Origin of the sequence: Rhizobium bangladeshense (assembly GCF_017357245.1) — a bacterium.
In the GTDB taxonomy this organism is placed as follows: Bacteria; Pseudomonadota; Alphaproteobacteria; order Rhizobiales; family Rhizobiaceae; genus Rhizobium; species Rhizobium bangladeshense.
Map to the genome: position 1 here is coordinate 1,581,960 of NZ_CP071612.1, position 17,275 is coordinate 1,599,234.

Here is a 17,275-nt window from a genome sequence, read left to right on the forward strand (position 1 = left end):
GAACGGACGGGGCCCCGGCGAGCGATTTCGAAGGAAGGTCGATGCGCAAAGCCCGCAGTGTCATCATCTGGGCCGTGGTTACGCTCTGCATGATCGTGCTGATCACCTTGCCGGTTAATCTGCAGACTCAGCTCATCACCAGTATCACCGTCGTCACTGTGATGGCGCTGATCAAGATACTGAAAGGCGAGGGGACGTGGCGCCTGGTCGCGCTGGCCTTCGGCACGTCGATCGTGCTGCGCTACGTCTACTGGCGCACCACCAACACGCTGCCGCCCTTGAATCAGCCGGAGAATTTCATTCCGGGCCTGCTGCTCTATCTTGCAGAAATGTACAGTGTCGCGATGCTGGCGCTCAGCCTTTTTATCGTCGCCACTCCGCTTCCGCCGCGCCGGTCGCGTGCCGCCAATCCGGGGCGTTTGCCCCATGTCGACGTCTTCGTGCCCACTTATAACGAGGATGCCGGCCTCCTGGGAAACACGCTGGCTGCCGCCAAGGCCATGGACTATCCCGCCGACAAGCTGCATGTCTGGCTGCTCGACGATGGCGGCACATTGCAGAAGCGCAATTCCGGCAAGTTGCTCGAGGCCCAGGCGGCGGCAGCCCGACATGTCGAGCTGAAGCAACTCTGCCAAGATCTTGACGTTACCTATCTCACGCGCGACCGCAATGAGCACGCGAAGGCCGGCAATCTCAACAACGGCATGAAACATTCGACCGGCGAGCTCATCGCCGTCTTCGATGCGGACCACGCCCCGGCGCGCGATTTCCTGATCGAAACCGTCGGCTATTTCGAAGACGACCCGAAGCTATTTCTCGTCCAGACCCCGCACTTCTTCATCAATCCCGATCCTCTGGAGCGCAACCTGCGCACTTTCGAAAAGATGCCGAGCGAGAATGAGATGTTCTACGGCATCATCCAGCGCGGCCTCGACAAATGGAACGCCGCCTTCTTCTGCGGCTCGGCCGCGGTTTTGAGCCGCAAGGCGCTCGAATCCCAGAACGGCTTTTCCGGTATCAGCATCACCGAGGATTGCGAGACGGCGCTGGCGCTCCATGGCAGCGGCTGGAACAGCATTTATGTCGACAAGCCGCTGATCGCCGGGCTGCAGCCGGCCACCTTCGCGAGCTTCATCGGCCAGCGCAGCCGCTGGGCGCAGGGCATGATGCAGATCCTGCGCTTCCGCTTCCCGCTTCTGAAGCGCGGCCTGTCGATCCCGCAGCGCCTGTGCTACATGTCATCCACGCTTTTCTGGCTCTTCCCATTCCCGCGCACGATCTTCCTGTTCGCGCCGCTCTTCTACTTGTTCTTCGACCTGGAAATCTTCACGGCGTCTGGCGGCGAGTTCCTTGCATATACCCTTGCCTACATGCTCGTGAACCTGATGATGCAGAATTATCTCTACGGGTCGTTCCGCTGGCCCTGGATTTCCGAGCTTTACGAATATGTGCAGACGGTGCACCTGCTGCCGGCCGTCGTTTCAGTCATGCTCAATCCGAGAAAGCCCACCTTCAAGGTCACCGCCAAGGATGAATCCATCGCCGTCAGCCGCCTCTCGGAGATCAGCCGTCCGTTCTTCGTGATCTTTGCGGTGCAGATCATTGCGCTCGTCATAACCATCTACAGGATCTATGCCGAACCCTATAAGGCCGACGTGACCCTCGTCGTCGGCGGCTGGAATGTCATCAATCTGATCATGGCCGGCTGCGCGCTCGGCGTCGTGTCGGAACGCGGCGAACGTGCCTTGTCCCGCCGCGTCCGCGTCAACAGGCGCTGCGAGTTCTATGCCAACGGCAAGTGGTATGCGGCCTCGATCGAGGATGTCTCTGTTCACGGTGCAAGGCTGCATATCTTCAACAAGCATCTCGATGAACTGATCGTCGGCACCCCCGGCGAGATGCGCTTCCGGCCCTATAGCGGCGCTGATCTTGAAACCCTGCCGCTCATCGTCCGCAACATCGAGCCATCAGGCGATATCAGCAATGTCGGCTGCCAATATGTGCCGAAGAGCGCGCTCGATCATCGTCTGATAGCCGATCTGATGTTTGCCAATTCCGATCAATGGACCCAGTTTCAGGAATCACGCCGCCGCAATCCCGGCCTGATCCGCGGCACTATCTGGTTCCTCGGCCTGTCGCTCTATCAGACCAGCCGAGGCCTCGTTTACTTCTTCCGCAGCATGCGGCCGGAGCGGGAGGCGCAGCAGCAGGCGGCAAAGGTCAATGCCGGATGAGAAAGATCGTCGCCGCCTCGCTTCTCCTTTTGCATGCCTCCGCCGCAGCCCAGGCGCAGACCGCGCCGTTCGACATGTCGGGCGAGCGGCCACAAGGCGCGTCCACGACCCCGAGACTGACGCCGCCGGCTCCGCCCGCAGCGACGCCGCCTGTACCCGTCACGCCGCCCATTTCCGTAACGCCAGCGCCGGCCAGGCCGCCTGCGCCCGTTGCTGCGCCGATCACTGTCCTGCCGCAGCCGGCGGCGCAGGCATCTCAGCCTGGCGCGGCGGCAAATGCCGCTTCGCAGCCGCGCCCGCGCGATATCAGGCGTTATCTCGTGCCCTTTTCTAAATTCAGCCTCGGCGGCGAATATGATCGCCGGTCATGGTCTGTCTACCTGACGCCGGAGCAGGCCGCCGCCAAGGCAAGTTTCACCTTCGCCTATCAGAATTCGATCGTCGTCGCGCCCGAGGCCTCCGCACTGACCGTCTATCTCAACAATCGTCCGATCGGCCAGCAGCGGGTCGGCTCGGCAGACGGCTCTTCCGCCGTCACTTTCGAAGTTCCCTCCGGCCTGCTGCAGCCGGGCGCCAATCTTGTCACCTTCCAGGCGGAGCAACGCCATCGGACCGATTGCAGCATCCAGTCCACCTATGAATTATGGTCGAATATCGATCCGGCCGGAACCTATCTGAGCTTTGCCGGCGGGAATGCCGCGGAGCTTTCGAGTGCGGACGCGATCCGCGCCATAGGCGTCGACGGCGCCGGAAGGACGGAGTTCGACATCGTCGTCCCGGCGCTGGAGCAGCCGGGGACGACCAAACCACTGTTGCGGTTGGCACAGGGTCTGTCGGTGCTGAGCAGCATGCCGAACCAGATAGTTGCCTTCAGCACCGCGTCGCTTCCGGCCGCCGGTCCCGGCAAGCTCGGGGTACTTGTCGGCACCGCCGCGGAACTGCGGCCGCTCTTTCCCAGGCTGCCGCCCGGCGCCGAAAGTGCGCCGCTCGCCGCTTTCGTGACCGATCCGCGCAGCGGCTCGCCGGTACTTCTGATCAGCGGCCCCTCCTGGCAGGCGGTCTCGTCGGCGATCGATACGATCGTTTCGCCAACGGACAGATCCGCCGGCGTCCGCCGCGATGCGCTGACCACAGAGCGCTGGAGCGCGCCGAACGCGCCGCTGGTCTTTTCCGATACCAGGATAGCTCTGTCTCAGCTTGGCGTAAAAACCACCGAATTCTCTGGCCGCAGGTTCCGTACCAGCTTCAATATCGCCGTGCCGGCCGATTTTTATGCCAATGGCTATGGCGAGGCGAAGGTGCTGCTCGATGCCGCCTATACCGACAACGTGTTGCCCGGCAGCCACATCGATATCTACGTCAACGATAATATCGCCTCCACCGTGCCGCTTACCACGACCACCGGCGGCATTCTCCGTCATCTGCCGATCCGCGTGACGATGCGCCATTTCAAGCCCGGTCTCAATACGATTGCGATCGAGACCATCCTGATGACGAAAGACGATGCCGCTTGCGCTCCGGGTGCTACGGCCACTGCCAATCCCCGTTTTGCCCTGTTCGATACTTCCGAAGTGCACATTCCGGATTTTGCCCGCGTCGGGCAGCGTCCGAACCTGGCGGCAATGTCAGGCACGGCCTATCCCTATGGCCGAGCGGCGGAGCCGACGCCGCTGTTCATCGATCGCGTCGATGCCGATACGCTTTCGGCGGCCGCGACGTTGCTCGGTCAGATGGCGGTAATGGCCGGCCATCCAATCGCCGTCGAGACTGTCGCTTCGCCGAACACGATCGGTGATCGGGACACCATCTTTATCGGGTCAATTTCGCAGATGCCGGCAACGGCGCTGACGCAGGCCAATATCTCCACGGCGAGCCAAGCCTCATGGCGTCCGGTGGCCGACCCGCAGCCAGGCGCTGTTGATACCGACACGGCCTTTGAGGAGTGGAATTCAAAGGTGAGCGGCGGCATCCTGCGCAGCCGCATCACGGCCCTCCGCGAATGGCTTGGGCGCAGTTTCGACATCACCCGCAGCTCGCTGCAATTCATCCCGGGCGCCGAGAAGGTTTTCACTCCGTCCAACGCCGACACCCTCATGGTTGCGCAAGGCTCCAGCCCCTTGGGAGGGGGCTCGTGGACCGTGGTGGCGGCACCCTCGGCGAAGGACTTGCGCGAAGGGCTCGAGGTGCTGACCGGTCAGCTGAACTGGTCGCAGATGTCCGGTCACATCACCACCTATTCGAACAAGACGGGCAAGATCGAGACAGTGCCAGTCACTCGTTTCGATTTCGTCCCGTCCACGCCGTGGTCGATTTCCAACTACCGCTTGATCGCGGCCAACTGGCTGTCGACGAATATCCTATCCTATGCCTCGCTGCTCGTCGTCTTCCTGCTGCTGATCGGCGTCGCCACGTCCAAGATGCTCAAAACACTGGGCCGGTCGGAATGAGGGGGCTGCGCACGTTCTTCTTTGCGGCAGCCGTGACGTTCGCCCCCGCAAGCCCACCCGCCGCTGCACAGCAGGCGATGATCAATGCCGATGCGTGGTCCGCCTACAAGGCGAAGTTTCTCGATGCGAGCGGCCGGATCATCGACAACGGCAACGGCAATATCAGCCATAGCGAAGGGCAGGGCTATGGAATGCTGCTCGCCTATCTCTCGGCGAGCCCCGCGGATTTTGAGCAGATCTGGTACTTTACCCGTACCGAACTGCTGTTGCGCGACGATGGCCTGGCTGTCTGGAAATGGAATCCCAATGTCCGGCCGCACGTGACCGATACCAATAATGCCACGGACGGGGACATACTGATCGCCTATGCCCTGGCGCTTGCCGGCACCGCATGGAAGCGCAACGATTATATCCTGGCTGCCTCCCGCATGGCGCAGTCGCTACTTGCGGAAACCGTCGTACGCTCGGCGGGCCGAACGCTGCTGATGCCGGGCAACGAAGGTTTCGGCGCCGCCGATCGTGACGACGGCCCTGTCGTCAATCCTTCCTACTGGATTTACGAGGCAATGCCTGTCATGGCGGCGCTTGCTCCCTCCGGCGCCTGGAAGGAGCTGTCCGACGATGGCGTGGCGTTGTTGAAGACGATGCAGTTCGGCCCGCGCAAGCTTCCCGCCGAATGGGTCAGCCTCAGCGGCCCCCCGCGGCCGGCAAAAGGTTTCGATGCGGAATTTGCCTATAATGCCCTTCGCATCCCACTCTATCTCGCTCGCGGCGGCATCATCGACAAGCCGCTGTTGAACCGTCTGCGAGCGGGGATGTCGCAGGATGGCATTCCGGCCACGATCGATCTCGCCACGGGCCGGCCGAAGACGGTGTTGCCGGATCCTGGTTATAGAATTGTTAACGATGTTGTGGCCTGTGTAGTCGACGGGACCAAACTGCCTGTTTCGGCTCTGCAATTTGCGCCAACACTCTATTATCCGTCCACGCTTCAGCTGTTGGGGCTGGCCTATATTGGGGAGAAGCATCCGGAGTGTCTGTGAAGTCTTCTCTCATGGCGATTTCAGCAGCAGTCGTGGTGGCGACTCTCGTCACGGGGCTGAAGGATCGTCGCGCTCTACAGGAAAAGTTCGGTCTTGGTTCTGGAGCCAACCCGGCGCCGGAGCTGCTGATGATGGGCCGCATCAAGCCGGCCGATGCTCCCGCAGGCAGTTCCGAATTCAACGCCGAGACAGTCGCCGACAAGATCGAAGCGATTACCTCTGCGCCGGCATCGACACCGGACACGCGCGAGCCGGACACCGCTGCTGAGCAGCCGGCAGCGCCGCAATCTGACATGGCTCAGACGGATGCACCGCCAGACCAGGTCTCGCCGCCGATGGTTTCGGAACCGCCGGCGCCTCAGCAGGCCGGCGGGCCGCCGCCTGCCATCGATGAAAGCGCGCTTCGCTATTTTGCCAGCCGCGGCGACAAGGTGCGCCTGCAAGCTGAAATCTCCCGCCTGCAGGCGCTCTATCCGAACTGGGTTCCGCCTGCCGATCCGCTCGCCGTGCCGCAGAATGGCGACAAGCAGCTCGAGGCCATGTGGAGGCTTTATTCCGATGGCCGCTATGCGGAGCTGCGCAAAGCGATCGCCGATCGCCAGGCAACCAATGTCGGGTGGCAGCCACCGGCCGATCTCATCGATCGGATTGGTGTGGCGGAGGCCCGCTCCCGCCTCATCAACGCTTCGGACCTCAAGCAATATGCGACCGTGGTCGATATCGCCGCCGCGACGCCGAGCCTGCTCACCTGCGGCGAGATTGACGTGCTCTGGCGTGTCGCCGAAGCCTTCATTCGCACGGAAAGGGCACAGCGCGGCCAGGATGCCTATACCTATATCCTGAAAAACTGCACCGACCCCGCCGAACGGCAGGCGACGGTCGAAAAAGCCTCGACACTGCTCGACTACCAGCCGATGCAGGTGCTGCTTGCGATGGAGAAGCCCGCCATCGACGGCAGTAGGGAGTTCGACGCGATCCGCGACAACCTTGCGCGACGCTTCGTCGCCGAAAGCAATGATGATCCGAAGCTCACCATCGCGCCGGATTACATCGCTCGCCTGGAAAGGCTCGCCGCGAACCAGGGGCTCGCCTCTGATGCGCTGCTGCTCGGCTGGCACCAGCTGCGCCGCAACAATCCTCCCGATGCTGAAAAGTGGTTTCGCGCCGCTCGAGCCAAGGAGGATACGGCGGCTGCCTCGCAGGGGCTTGCGCTGGCGCTGATCGCCCGCAAGGCGCCTCAGGAAGCCGAGGACGTAATGTTCCGCTGGCGCGCCGATTCCGATGATTCGACCGCAACCTATCTTGCCGCCACCGCCAATCTGATGGCGCTGCAGCCGCCAGCCGACCTGACCGAGGATGTGCTTCATCGGATCGCGGCCGAGGTCATCGCCCGGAAACATGTGCCCACGGCGCAGCAATTCGGATGGTATGCCCGCTCCCTCAACCAGTTCCAGACCGCAGCGCGCTGGTTCGAAGCCGCGCTGGCCTGGAAACCTGACGACGAACCATCCGCTTATGGCCTTGCCGTCACCCGCGAGCAGCTGAACGACCGCAAGGGCGTTCTCGAACTCCAGCGCGCCTGGGCCGGCCGGTCCGCGCGAATCGCCAATCTCAGGGACACTTCCTTGCCGGTTTCGAATGCCGGTACGCCCGCAAAGCAGCCGCTTGCGCTGCAGCAGCCGGTACAGCCGGAAGAGCCGCCGCAGCATCCGACCGCCCGCACGGAGCCGCCTCCGGCCGACCCGCGAGCTGGGCGGCAGCCGGAGCCGGAAGTCGCCGTCCGCGCCGCACGACCGCCGATGCAGGCGGTGACTGTCGAGCGCGGCCCGCGCCAGGCGCGTGGCTGCTCGACGACCATCGACGCGGGACGACTCGGGCCGGGCGAGGCGCTGTCGCGCGGCTGGTGCCTCATGGATATCAACCGGCCGATGGAGGCGGTCTCTGCCTTTGAGACGGCATTGCAGAGCCCGGCCCGCAAGATCCGGGAAGACGCAGCCTACGGTCAGAGCCTTGCCTATCTGCGCGCTGGCCTTTCCAGCAATGCCGCCGTTGCGGCAACCAAGGCGCCGCAGAGCCGCCAGCGTGCTGCCGAACTGCAGGTGGCGATCCTCGGCGATCGTGCCTTATCGGCCTTCGACGCTGGACGTTACCGCGAAACCCTCATCTATCTCGATCAGCGCGCCCAGCTACAGCAGGAGCGGATCGATCTGATGGTTCTGCGCGGCTACTGCTACCTCAATCTGAAAATGTACGACGACGCTATGCGGATCTTCGAAGCCGCCGCTGCTACCGGCAATCGCGACGCCGCACGCGGTCTGGCCGATGTTCGCAACGTCATACATCCGGAGGTCAACAACTGACGTTGACGCCGTGGCCGCTCTCGGTTACTCGCCTGTCGAAGGGGCCGCCCGCTGCCTCGTGCTCGCAAGGAAACAGCCGTGCCCGCTCGCCATGACATCCTCGACAGATCCTATGATGCTTTCCTCTTCGACATGGATGGAACGCTGCTGAACTCCATTGCCGTCGTCGAGCGCGTCTGGAGCGAATGGGCAAGACGTCATGACTTCGAGCCGGAGGTTTTCCTGAAAACGATCCACGGCATCCGTGCCTCCGACGTGATCCGCGGCCTCGGTTTGCCGGGCGTCGATCCGGCCTACGAGGCGGATCTGCTGCTGGCCGAGGAGATGGAGGACGTCTCCGGCATCGTCGAAATCCCCGATGCCGTCCGCTTCCTTAACGCCATCCCCGACGGCAGATGGGCGATCGTCACCTCGGCGCCGATCGAGCTCGCCAGGCGCCGCATGGCTGCAGCCGGGATTCCGATGCCGAAGGTCATGGTCAGCGGCCAGGAGGTCAGGGCCGGCAAGCCCAGCCCGGAAGGTTATCTGCTCGGTGCAAGCCGCCTCGGAGTCGAACCCGCGAAGTGCCTGGTCTTCGAAGATGCCGTTGCCGGCATTCTCGCCGGCGAGGCCTCCGGCGCCGACGTCGCGGTCATCACCGAAACCCACGCCACCCCTTTCGAAACCCCACATTTTTCGATTGCCAACTACCGGGCGTGGCAGCCCCGCCAGACCGCAGAAGGCCGGCTCAAGCTCACGGCGATCTGACGGTTACCCGGAGAACTCCTTCCTTTTTATCCGATGCAGGCTTTTTCTGCTTGCATTGCACGCTCCGAAAAACTAAACGAAGCAAGCCGTTTCGGCAGGTCGGGGCGTAGCGCAGCCCGGTAGCGCACTTGACTGGGGGTCAAGGGGTCGCTGGTTCGAGTCCAGTCGCCCCGACCATTTATCCCCTTGAAATCCCAGTCAGAACACCATGTTGATGGTGAGTGCAGCGTGTACGTGGCCGCGGCTGAGAACGCGTCGTCAGTGCGGTTTCTGCGCGATTGCAATCATCGATTTTGCCAGAAGCGGAATCCTCCCGACATATTCGAAGTCGACGTCTTCGAAGCCTGTGTCGAGCAGTAGCGTGCTGAGTGTCTCAGGGGACCAGAATTTGATATGACCGTGGTCCTTGAGGGGCATGAAATGGTCATCCATTTTCCCGCTTACCGCCAAAGCCAGATTTTTCCAGTAACCGTGAAAAGGCGTCGATACGACTGCGATGCCTCCCGGTTTCACCAGATCGTACATGGTCGCCGAGAAAGCCTTCGGGTCGTAAACATGCTCCACGACCTCCAGGCTGATTACCGCATCGAAGGTGCCGTAACGGCTGGAAAGATCATCGTAGCCAGAACCGATTTCCAGCGGTAGATCGGGATGGACCGCTTTCGCTTTTGCGATGCCGTCCTCCGAGGGGTCGACGCCGACGACATCGTAACCTTTCTCCGCGAGCACCGAAGCAGCGCCGCCGGTGCCGCAGCCGAGATCGAAGACCGCCGTTTCGTTTGCCTCGTGGAAACTGCTTTCAAGAACATCGACAACGGTTGGCAAGATATAGGAATGAGCGGTCGTTGGCTTGGTGTGAACATAGGTAGTAGCGTCCAGTTCGATAGACATTTTACCTCCTGAAAAAATAGCCTCCCAGCGCAATCGTACGGCGGACTTTGACGGCAGTGTGGTGCCGTTATGGCATTACGGTGATAAACGCCGATAGGCGTGGGTCAGCTGCGTCATCGGGCGGCACCCTCCGATGCGCATTGGCCCGAACCCTTTAAGACCCTCTTCATCACGATGCTTGATAGTCATGTCCGCGCCGGGGAATGTCTCGAAGTTGATTGACAGGGGTGCCGCGAAGATGCTGAAAACGGGCCACACTTCGGATCTACGCCATTCGGCGGAAAAATAGCCCGTGTATCAGTTTTGGCCATTCCAAGTAAATGGCGAGATGACGTGCTCCCATAACGGGAGAGGTTCAAAAATAATCCCTCTAATTCTCTTTGAGAATCCATCACTGCGATGGACGAATAGTTTATTCTTGTTAAGTCTATACGGAGTTTTTGTTTAAAAAACAGATTTTGAATTGAAGGCGGCTTATTGCACTTCGCATTTTTGCGAATGCGTGTAGATTAACATTGTTCCTCTCACGGATGACCTGGTGTGAGCGCATCGGATATGAACCGGAATCTAACTTGCAGGCAGGCTCTCGCCGGTGCGTTCCAAGCTTTGTCGGACGAGGCGGTCAAGGCCGGCTGGCCGGAGGGTGACGTCGCCCTCGCACTTGCCGAGCTCGCTGAAGAGCGGGTGATCGAGGTGACTGCCAAGGTGATCATGGAAGGGTCCATCCAGCCGCCGTTCATCGCAGCCGGCGGCGGCCGCAATCGCTAAGGCATGTTGCGACAACGCCGTCCACTGGATCAGGATTGTACCGCTAAGAGCGAGTCCGAAGGATCGCGACGCGCCTGAGCCAGTCTCACAGCAGCAATCCTGCCGTCTTCGCCGCCGTGACAAAGGAAACCTGTGCGGTCCGCGGACTGCGCAGCCCATCGAGCGCATCAAGGCAATGTTGGAGTGCGATCCGATAATCGCGCCCGCGTTTGCCCGGCCACCGTTTCAGATATTCGACGGCATCCCAGGCGGTGGAAACGATCAGACTGCTGGTTGGAGAATGGACTCGGACAGGGTAGGGAAAGCGTTTATCACTCAACGTTTGCACTCGCTACTTCTTGCTACAAAACGCGGCAAACGCGCGCGCAAAAATATTGTTCCACAGGAATTTGCGCAGTTGCTAAAATTCGGACCCTCGCGCATAATAACTTCATTGCCGGTTGCGGAGGGCGGCCGGCGATGCAAGCGTGTAGGCGTTTGCCCTCGGAGGGAAGTGCGGCGTGATGTTACGATCAACAATTCATCCGCATGATTTACCGCTCTTTTCGGAAGATCTCGATCTGCTTTCGCAGGTGCTTGACAAGGTATGTAACGAACGCGGACTCGTCAGGACGACGCCGGAGGCCGAGAGGATCGGTGCGGTCATCATTCAGCTTTACAGGCAGGGCGTGAAAGACGGCGGCAAACTCGCCGACCTTGCCAAGACTTATCTCTGATACGCGGTTTCCGCGACAATGGATGGGACAATAAGACGTGACGACGACGATTGCCTTCAGTTAATCGTCATTCGCGGCATTGAGATTTTCTGGCCGGATGCCGTCATCGCTTGATGTCCGTGCCCGCAGGCGGATGCCAGGGCCGCCTTCATCTTGGTTGCCGCTCGAAAGAAAGATGATGCCCTGCGCCTCGAGCGTGCTGCGCAGATCGAACAGCGCATGCGGCTCGCCCTCAAACTCACCCTTTTCCAATGCCGTCACGGTCTCGACCGGAAGGCCGCTTGCGGTGGCGAGCTCTTCGATGCTCATTCCGATCATGGCGCGCGCGCCGCGTATCTGCGTTGCTGTTATCATGGTGGAAAATCTAGCGCATTTGCGGGGCTTCGCAAGTGGGGCGGCGGTTTGAATGCACTCATAAGGCGGCGATGATTTGGCGCGTACGGGCTCGAATGATCCGCGGCCCGTTTGGGACGGTCGCGATGGGCGAGCTATCCGTGACCCTGCAGTCTTCAAGTATCCTGCAATTTTACACCAAACAGATCATCATGCATGCGCTCGACGGCGATCCCCATGCCTCCTATCAGGGCGGCGCGGTTGCCAAAACGGCTGATCTCGATGCGCGGCGGGTAAGGCGTGCAACGTGGGAGAAAGCGCTGGATGGCATTTACGAGCTCCGGCCTTGCGCCGATGCTGCCGCCAGTGATCACCAGTTCGGGGTCGAGCATTGCTCCGATGGCAGCAATGGCGACCGCCACCAGCCGTGCCGTCTCTTCGATTGCGGCGATGGCGCTCGTTTCGCCCGCATTGAATGCAGCGAAGAGATCGGCCACCGTAGAGGCGTTGCGCCCACCAAAACCGGCATAGCGGCGCAACATCGCTGCACTGCCGACCGCACTCTCAAAGGTTCCCAGCATAAAACCGCCGGGATCAAAAGCATCGCCGCCAAGTGGAAGATAAGCGATTTCGCCGGCCGCGCCGCGCGCGCCGCGCAACAGCGCGCCATTGGCGATGATGCCCATGCCGACGCCCGTCCCAAGTGCCACGAAAGCAAAATTGCCGACCTCGATCCCGTGTCCCCGCCATCTCTCCCCTTGCGCGGCAAGGTTGACGTCATTCTCGACGATCAGAGGTATGCCCATCTTATCGCTGAAGACTTGCCGCAGATCCATTGCGTCGATGCCAGGAATGTTTGGTGCGACGTTGATATGTCCGGTGGCGGGATCGAGTACGCCGGGACTGCCAAGAACGACGAGACGCAGCTTGTCGGCCTTGGTCCCGGCCGCGAGCGCGAGTTGAGTGATGAGGTCACTGAACTGGTTGACGAGATGCGGCCCGCCGCGCGGGTCGGTGGGAACTGTGGTTTCGGCAACAACGTTGCCCAACAGATCGCAAATAGCCGCAGCGATCTTGGTGCCTCCCAGATCGATCGAAACGGCTAGGGCCGCCCTTGCGTTGATTTCGTAGATGATCGCGTTCCGGCCGGGACGACCATCGGTCTGCCCGACGGGTTTCAGCCACCCGTCATCCTCAAGATCGCGCACGACATCGGAAATCGTCTGCTTCGACAGGCCGGTCAGCTTGGCAATGTCGGCGCGGGAGATCCTACCCTTGGCTAACACGGTCCGGATCACCGCGTTCGTCGAAATCTTTCGCGCGATGGGAGTCTGTACGAGAGACGACGGTATTGCCATCCGGCTGCTCATCCCAATTAGTTCGAAGCATATACCTAATGAAAGATGGTTCGGTTCTCAACCATCACGAAATGACGGGTGTAGACCTTCAACCCTATCTTCATAGCTGGGTTCAGTAACACGCAAGCTGACAATTTGTCTACGTCCTTGACAAACTGGGAGCCCCCTGTAGGCTGAGTTTAACGCGCAATCAAATGCGCGATCTGAAGAGGGTCGAGGACAAGTATGCGCCATACATATTGTCTGGGTCGCCGCACACGCGCCAAGATCGCCCAAGGAGCAATTGGCTCAGACTGGTTCAGCTATTTTTCCGTTTTGCATTCTGCAGGTTTCTCAACGAGGCTGTCGGGGACCTGCCGATGATAAAGCCCTCGACGGATGGACAGCTTTCAGCCGATGCAGCCGTCTTGCTGCCGATCATGGCGCCCCGCCTTCAGGGCGATGTCCACCCGGGCGGATATGCCGATCTTGCCCTTTGGGGTGCCGGCAGCCTGGGGCGTGTGCGGTTTTCTCCGATTTCCGGCCCTTATACGTACGCTCCGAACCGGCTCGTCTCGAAACGGGGCGGTGTTTTTGTTGCGCAGTCGCAGCCTGTGATGCTGATCAGCGGAGTGAGGCTGCAGGGCATCTACCCGGCGCGCCGTTGCGCCTGGTGGCACGAACCGGATGGGCAGGGCGCTAAAGCGAAGATGTCTCGGAGCGATCATCGGCAGGTCTTCGAAATGGGCTGGGGTGTCCTTATCGTGGATGCTCTCGATTCCGAACTGCGGATTGTCGGTGGCGCCTCGAGAGACGAAGCCGAGAAAGCGCTCGATCTCACCAAAGCTGCCATTATCGCCGAAGCCGCTGAATATGTGACACGTTGCGACATGACGCCCGAGGCCGACCCGCTGATGCGCAGCATGGTCAGCCAGGGCGTACATGCAGCCCTATCCAGCATAAGGCTCGACGAAAACGGCGCCTTCGCGGGTCTTGCCGCCGGACAGGCCTATAGCGCTCCGGCGCGGACCTATTACCGCGACGGCTACTGGACGATGCAGCCGTTGTTGACGCTTGCACCGGAGGCCGTGCGCGAGGAGATCCGCTTGCTCGCCAAGGGGGTGCAGCCGGATGGGGAGGCTCCAAGTGGCGTGATCGTGACAGGGCCTGCACAATCAGACGCTTGGCAACGTTTCGTCGGCGATTGCAGTGCCAATCCTAAAACCCACAAAAGGGCGGTTCCGGAATACCACAACCGTCCGCAGGACTGGTGGAGCGACCACTTCGACAGCCCGCTGTTCTTCATTCTTTTCCTGAATGACTATGTCGTCGCAAACCAGGATCTGGCCGAGGTGCAGCTGCACTGGCCGCTCGTCAAGGCAATCACCGACCGCTACTTCGGCCTGGCTGGCCCCAACAGCGTTCTGCCGCTGAAACCGCGTAATGATCGGGACTGGGCGGACAACGTCTTTCGCGAGGGTCTTGTCTCGTATGATCTCGGCCTTTTCGTCGGTGCCATGGACGCGGTGGCAAGGCTCGGCGAGAAGCTCGATCCGGCGCTTGCCCGTCGTGCGCGCCAAACAGCAGATCTCGCCCGCGCCGAAATTGAAGCCAGGCTCTTCGTGCCGGAAACGGGTGGATATCTCGACTATGGAATGCCCGGCGCTTTTGTCGAAGATCATTTGGCCCTCGACAGCCTCACCTTGTCGCGGTTCGGTGCAATCTCGCGGCAGAAGGCTATAGGCCTGCTCAAAGCATTTGAAACCAGACTGGAAACGCGTCACAATCAACACCAACCCTATGGCAGCTGGGGCGTGATGTGCGCCTATCCGCCGTTCAAGCGGCAAGCCGATCTACGATCCAAAACCGCCTTTCCCTACCGCTATCACAATGGCTCGGACTGGCCTTATTGGGATGGCGTCTATGCCGAGGAGCGCCTGCGCCTCGGGCTTGGAGGCGCCCGTTATGCGCTGACACGCTGGTGGGAAACCTGCCTTGACAACGGCTGGCTCGGCGCGGTGGAATATTTCTCGCCGCCATATGGACGCGGCTCACTGCTTCAAGGCTGGAGCGCCATGCCGGCGGCCGTCGTTTTGAAATATGGGCTTGACGCCGCAAATTCGGAGCCGATGTCATGAGCGATCTGGCGCCGTCGACTTTAGCGGGAACCCTCATCGATCCGCATTGCAAAGGCGACCGCGCCATCGCGTTCCAACTCGGAAAACCCCAGGTGACGGTAGAAGCCTCTGGCCCGCTCGTTGGCGGGGTCGACGCCGAGATGCACGGCCGTAACCCCGTGATCTCGAAGCGCCTGCAGCTCGGTATTTATCATTTTTCGTCCCCAGCCGCTGGCCTGAAGCCCGGGGAGGATGTTGATGTGAAGATGCGCCGGATACTGGTCTTGAAGCCAGACCGTCCCGCTGCGCGGATTTTGGATTCGTTCCAGGACGTCGGCGTCGCGCGGGCGGGTCGGCGACAGTCCGGCGATCTCTCGGCGCACGACCGGCCACCAGTTTGCCGCCAGGTCCTGGTCGAACCGGCTGGTGTCGGGTGCGCCCACGACATAGCCGGCCGGGCGGCCGTCATGGACGAGGACAAACGCAAAGTCTTTGGCGAACTTGAGGTACGGCACCGACCAGATGTAGCCGGGAAGACGCGGGTCGCTATAGAGAGCGCTGGCATCGTGCCCGCCATTCGCGGTTTTCAGGCAGATTTCAAAAAAGGTTTCGATATCCGCTTCGATCGCGGGACGGATGAAGCAGCTGGTGTCCATCACTATGCCACCTCCTGCGTGGCGCTTCGTCATTTTTGGTCGCGAGAGGAGCTGATGCATTGACGATTACCTCAGATTCGCCGGTCAGGCAAAGCTCTGGGGGAAGAAATCGTTCGGCCGGTGCCTGGCACGAGGCCTGAGCGGGGAGTGGAGAATAAACCAAGTGAGGTGGAGCAGATGAAAAGAAGCGTGAAATCGATCAGCATACTGCCTGCATACCCATTGAAAGTAGCCGTCGCGCTTGCCGGCGCGGCGCTTGTGAGTTTCGGACTTTCCACCGCCCGCGCCGACGACCTGCCGGTTTGGGACGACCAGACCTATGAAGGTCAAAGCGCGGTCATCGAACAACTGAATAAGGAGTTCGAAGCTGCCCATCCCGGCGTCACCATCAAACGCACCGCCCGCACTTTCGACGACATGAAGCTGACGCTGAAGCTCGCGGTTTCGGCCGGTGACGGCCCTGTCGTTACCAAGGTCAACCAGGGTGCCGGCGACATGGGTGCGATGGTAAAGGAAGGGTTGCTCCTGCCGGTCGACGATTACATCAAGAAATATGGCTGGGATAAGCGGCAGTCGGACTCCGTGCTTGCTCGAGATCGTTGGGACGGGGCAAAGTTCGGGGTCGGCAAGACCTACGGCATATCAGGCCTCGCCGAGATCGTCGGCCTTTATTACAACAAGAAGATTCTTGCCGACGCGGGAGTCGCGGTGCCGCAAACCTTCGAGGAGTTTCTGGCCGGTCTCGATAAGCTGAAGGAAAAGGGCGTCGCGCCGTTCATGATGGGCACGGCCAAGCAGCATCTGGCCTTGCACATGATCGGCGCCATCGAGCAGGCGCATATCGATGCGAGCAATCGCGCCGAACTGGACGATCTGATCTACGGCCGGGGCGGCTCCTGGAACACCAAAGCGAATATCGAATCCGCCAAACTCGTACAAAAATGGGCGCAGGGCGGCTATTTCTTCCCAGGTTTCGAGGGCATCTCAGGTGATGACGCCGTTCAGCTCTTCATATCGGGGCAGGGCGCATTCCTGATCTCCGGGACCTGGTATTTCGGTGACATGCAACACAATCCCGATATCGGCTTCATGGCCATTCCCGCCCCGAAAGGTATCGCCAAGCCGCTCAGCGTCGGCGGCGTCGATCTTGCCTGGGCGATAACGAGCCTTGCCAAAGACAAGACCAAGCAGGACCTTGCCGGCGACTATATCGACTATATGGTTTCGGAAAAGGCTGCTGAAACCTGGGCCAATGCCGGCTACCTCCCGGCAACTTCGCTGGCGCCGGACGCAAAACCGAAGCTCACGCCACTGCTTACGTCGGGCATCGAAATGTGGAAGACCCTCAATGCCAACGATGCTCTCGGCCATTATCCCGACTGGTCGAGCCCGACGATGCTGAAGACGATAGACGACAACACGCCACTTCTCTTGTCCGGCAATATCACGCCCGAAGCCTTTGTCGACGCCATGGACAAGGATTATCAGGCTTATCTGAAGGATAAGAAATAGGAGGCGAGGGGCCGTCGCGGCCGGCCATTTGGCGGTCGTGAGCGGCGTCTCGCGGACCACTTTAAAACCAGCGCAGCAAGCTGCGGCTTGCTGCGTGATGACCAGAGCTTTGGC

14 protein-coding genes and 1 tRNA gene are annotated in these 17,275 nt (G+C 60.8%); 10 read left to right on the forward strand and 5 right to left on the reverse strand.

All coding sequences use genetic code 11. From position 1 onward, the window contains the following. Window positions 1-41: 41 nt before the first annotated feature. The 6 genes from bcsA to J2J98_RS07680 all read left to right on the forward strand — a co-directional run bounded on the left by bcsA (window position 42) and on the right by J2J98_RS07680 (window position 9,008). Complete coding sequence (gene bcsA, locus J2J98_RS07655; RefSeq protein WP_138395088.1) at window positions 42-2,234, forward strand: UDP-forming cellulose synthase catalytic subunit; 2,193 nt, start codon at window positions 42-44, stop codon at window positions 2,232-2,234. After that, window positions 2,231-4,681 carry a cellulose biosynthesis cyclic di-GMP-binding regulatory protein BcsB gene (locus tag J2J98_RS07660; protein ID WP_207602781.1) on the forward strand — a complete coding sequence of 817 codons (2,451 nt, stop codon included), beginning with the start codon at window positions 2,231-2,233 and terminating at the stop codon, window positions 4,679-4,681. The genes bcsA and J2J98_RS07660 overlap by 4 nt, the downstream gene beginning before the upstream one ends. Further along, complete coding sequence (locus J2J98_RS07665) at window positions 4,678-5,724, forward strand: family 8 glycosyl hydrolase (RefSeq protein WP_207602782.1); 1,047 nt, start codon at window positions 4,678-4,680, stop codon at window positions 5,722-5,724. The genes J2J98_RS07660 and J2J98_RS07665 overlap by 4 nt, the downstream gene beginning before the upstream one ends. An 11-nt stretch (window positions 5,725-5,735) precedes the next feature. Then, entirely contained in the window at window positions 5,736-8,084 is a 2,349-nt protein-coding gene (locus J2J98_RS07670; RefSeq protein WP_207602783.1) for a cellulose synthase, read from the forward strand. A 78-nt stretch (window positions 8,085-8,162) separates the two neighbouring features. Continuing rightward, window positions 8,163-8,831, forward strand: a complete 669-nt coding sequence (locus tag J2J98_RS07675) for an HAD family hydrolase (RefSeq protein WP_207602784.1) — start codon at window positions 8,163-8,165, stop codon at window positions 8,829-8,831. Window positions 8,832-8,931: 100 nt separating this feature from the next. Beyond that, window positions 8,932-9,008 (forward strand) — tRNA-Pro (locus J2J98_RS07680). A gap of 81 nt (window positions 9,009-9,089) precedes the next feature. Here the strand turns inward: J2J98_RS07680 and J2J98_RS07685 are convergent. After that, window positions 9,090-9,722 (reverse strand): class I SAM-dependent methyltransferase, encoded by a 633-nt coding sequence (locus J2J98_RS07685; protein ID WP_207602785.1) that lies wholly within the window; start codon window positions 9,720-9,722, stop codon window positions 9,090-9,092. A gap of 555 nt (window positions 9,723-10,277) precedes the next feature. On the opposite strand from J2J98_RS07685, the gene J2J98_RS07690 reads away from it, so the two are divergent. Further along, entirely contained in the window at window positions 10,278-10,490 is a 213-nt protein-coding gene (locus J2J98_RS07690) for a hypothetical protein (RefSeq protein WP_207602786.1), read from the forward strand. Between the two features lie 85 nt (window positions 10,491-10,575). On the opposite strand, the gene J2J98_RS07695 is transcribed toward J2J98_RS07690, so the two are convergent. Next, the gene (locus tag J2J98_RS07695; protein WP_207602787.1) at window positions 10,576-10,809 is read right to left on the reverse strand and encodes a DUF982 domain-containing protein; all 234 of its coding nucleotides are present in this window, start codon (window positions 10,807-10,809) and stop codon (window positions 10,576-10,578) included. A gap of 184 nt (window positions 10,810-10,993) precedes the next feature. Between J2J98_RS07695 and J2J98_RS07700 the strand changes: the two genes are divergently transcribed. After that, window positions 10,994-11,206: a hypothetical protein gene (locus tag J2J98_RS07700; protein ID WP_207602788.1), complete on the forward strand. Its 213-nt coding sequence runs from the start codon at window positions 10,994-10,996 to the stop codon at window positions 11,204-11,206. Window positions 11,207-11,266: 60 nt separating this feature from the next. On the opposite strand, the gene J2J98_RS07705 is transcribed toward J2J98_RS07700, so the two are convergent. Together J2J98_RS07705 and J2J98_RS07710 are read right to left on the reverse strand one after the other, a co-directional pair. Further along, window positions 11,267-11,560, reverse strand: coding sequence for a helix-turn-helix domain-containing protein (locus tag J2J98_RS07705; RefSeq protein WP_064706884.1), 294 nt, complete (start codon window positions 11,558-11,560; stop codon window positions 11,267-11,269). 155 nt (window positions 11,561-11,715) lie between these two features. After that, window positions 11,716-12,897 carry an ROK family transcriptional regulator gene (locus tag J2J98_RS07710; protein ID WP_207602789.1) on the reverse strand — a complete coding sequence of 394 codons (1,182 nt, stop codon included), beginning with the start codon at window positions 12,895-12,897 and terminating at the stop codon, window positions 11,716-11,718. Window positions 12,898-13,256: 359 nt separating this feature from the next. Here J2J98_RS07710 and J2J98_RS07715 point away from each other — a divergent pair, with 359 nt between their 5' ends. Continuing rightward, on the forward strand, window positions 13,257-15,014 hold the full coding sequence (locus J2J98_RS07715; protein ID WP_207602790.1) for a glucosidase family protein: 1,758 nt from the start codon (window positions 13,257-13,259) through the stop codon (window positions 15,012-15,014). A 20-nt stretch (window positions 15,015-15,034) separates the two neighbouring features. Here the strand turns inward: J2J98_RS07715 and J2J98_RS07720 are convergent, their stop codons facing one another. Continuing rightward, window positions 15,035-15,649, reverse strand: coding sequence for a GNAT family N-acetyltransferase (locus J2J98_RS07720; RefSeq protein ID WP_138395172.1), 615 nt, complete (start codon window positions 15,647-15,649; stop codon window positions 15,035-15,037). Between the two features lie 177 nt (window positions 15,650-15,826). Between J2J98_RS07720 and J2J98_RS07725 the strand changes: the two genes are divergently transcribed. After that, a complete protein-coding gene (locus J2J98_RS07725) occupies window positions 15,827-17,161 on the forward strand; it encodes an extracellular solute-binding protein (protein ID WP_064711191.1) in 1,335 nt (444 codons plus the stop codon). Window positions 17,162-17,275: the final 114 nt, after the last annotated feature.

Excerpts from the sequence above, each read along its gene's own strand:
- J2J98_RS07725 (WP_064711191.1), top strand. The coding sequence starts at position 15,827 with ATGAAAAGAAGCGTGAAATCGATCAGCATACTGCCTGCATACCCATTG.
- J2J98_RS07710 (WP_207602789.1), bottom strand. The coding sequence starts at position 12,897 with ATGGCAATACCGTCGTCTCTCGTACAGACTCCCATCGCGCGAAAGATT.
- J2J98_RS07705 (WP_064706884.1), bottom strand. The coding sequence starts at position 11,560 with ATGATAACAGCAACGCAGATACGCGGCGCGCGCGCCATGATCGGAATG.
- J2J98_RS07660 (WP_207602781.1), top strand. The coding sequence starts at position 2,231 with ATGAGAAAGATCGTCGCCGCCTCGCTTCTCCTTTTGCATGCCTCCGCC.
- J2J98_RS07690 (WP_207602786.1), top strand. The coding sequence starts at position 10,278 with ATGAACCGGAATCTAACTTGCAGGCAGGCTCTCGCCGGTGCGTTCCAA.
- bcsA (WP_138395088.1), top strand. The coding sequence starts at position 42 with ATGCGCAAAGCCCGCAGTGTCATCATCTGGGCCGTGGTTACGCTCTGC.
- J2J98_RS07715 (WP_207602790.1), top strand. The coding sequence starts at position 13,257 with ATGATAAAGCCCTCGACGGATGGACAGCTTTCAGCCGATGCAGCCGTC.
- J2J98_RS07670 (WP_207602783.1), top strand. The coding sequence starts at position 5,736 with ATGGCGATTTCAGCAGCAGTCGTGGTGGCGACTCTCGTCACGGGGCTG.
- J2J98_RS07720 (WP_138395172.1), bottom strand. The coding sequence starts at position 15,649 with ATGGACACCAGCTGCTTCATCCGTCCCGCGATCGAAGCGGATATCGAA.
- J2J98_RS07665 (WP_207602782.1), top strand. The coding sequence starts at position 4,678 with ATGAGGGGGCTGCGCACGTTCTTCTTTGCGGCAGCCGTGACGTTCGCC.
- J2J98_RS07700 (WP_207602788.1), top strand. The coding sequence starts at position 10,994 with ATGTTACGATCAACAATTCATCCGCATGATTTACCGCTCTTTTCGGAA.
- J2J98_RS07685 (WP_207602785.1), bottom strand. The coding sequence starts at position 9,722 with ATGTCTATCGAACTGGACGCTACTACCTATGTTCACACCAAGCCAACG.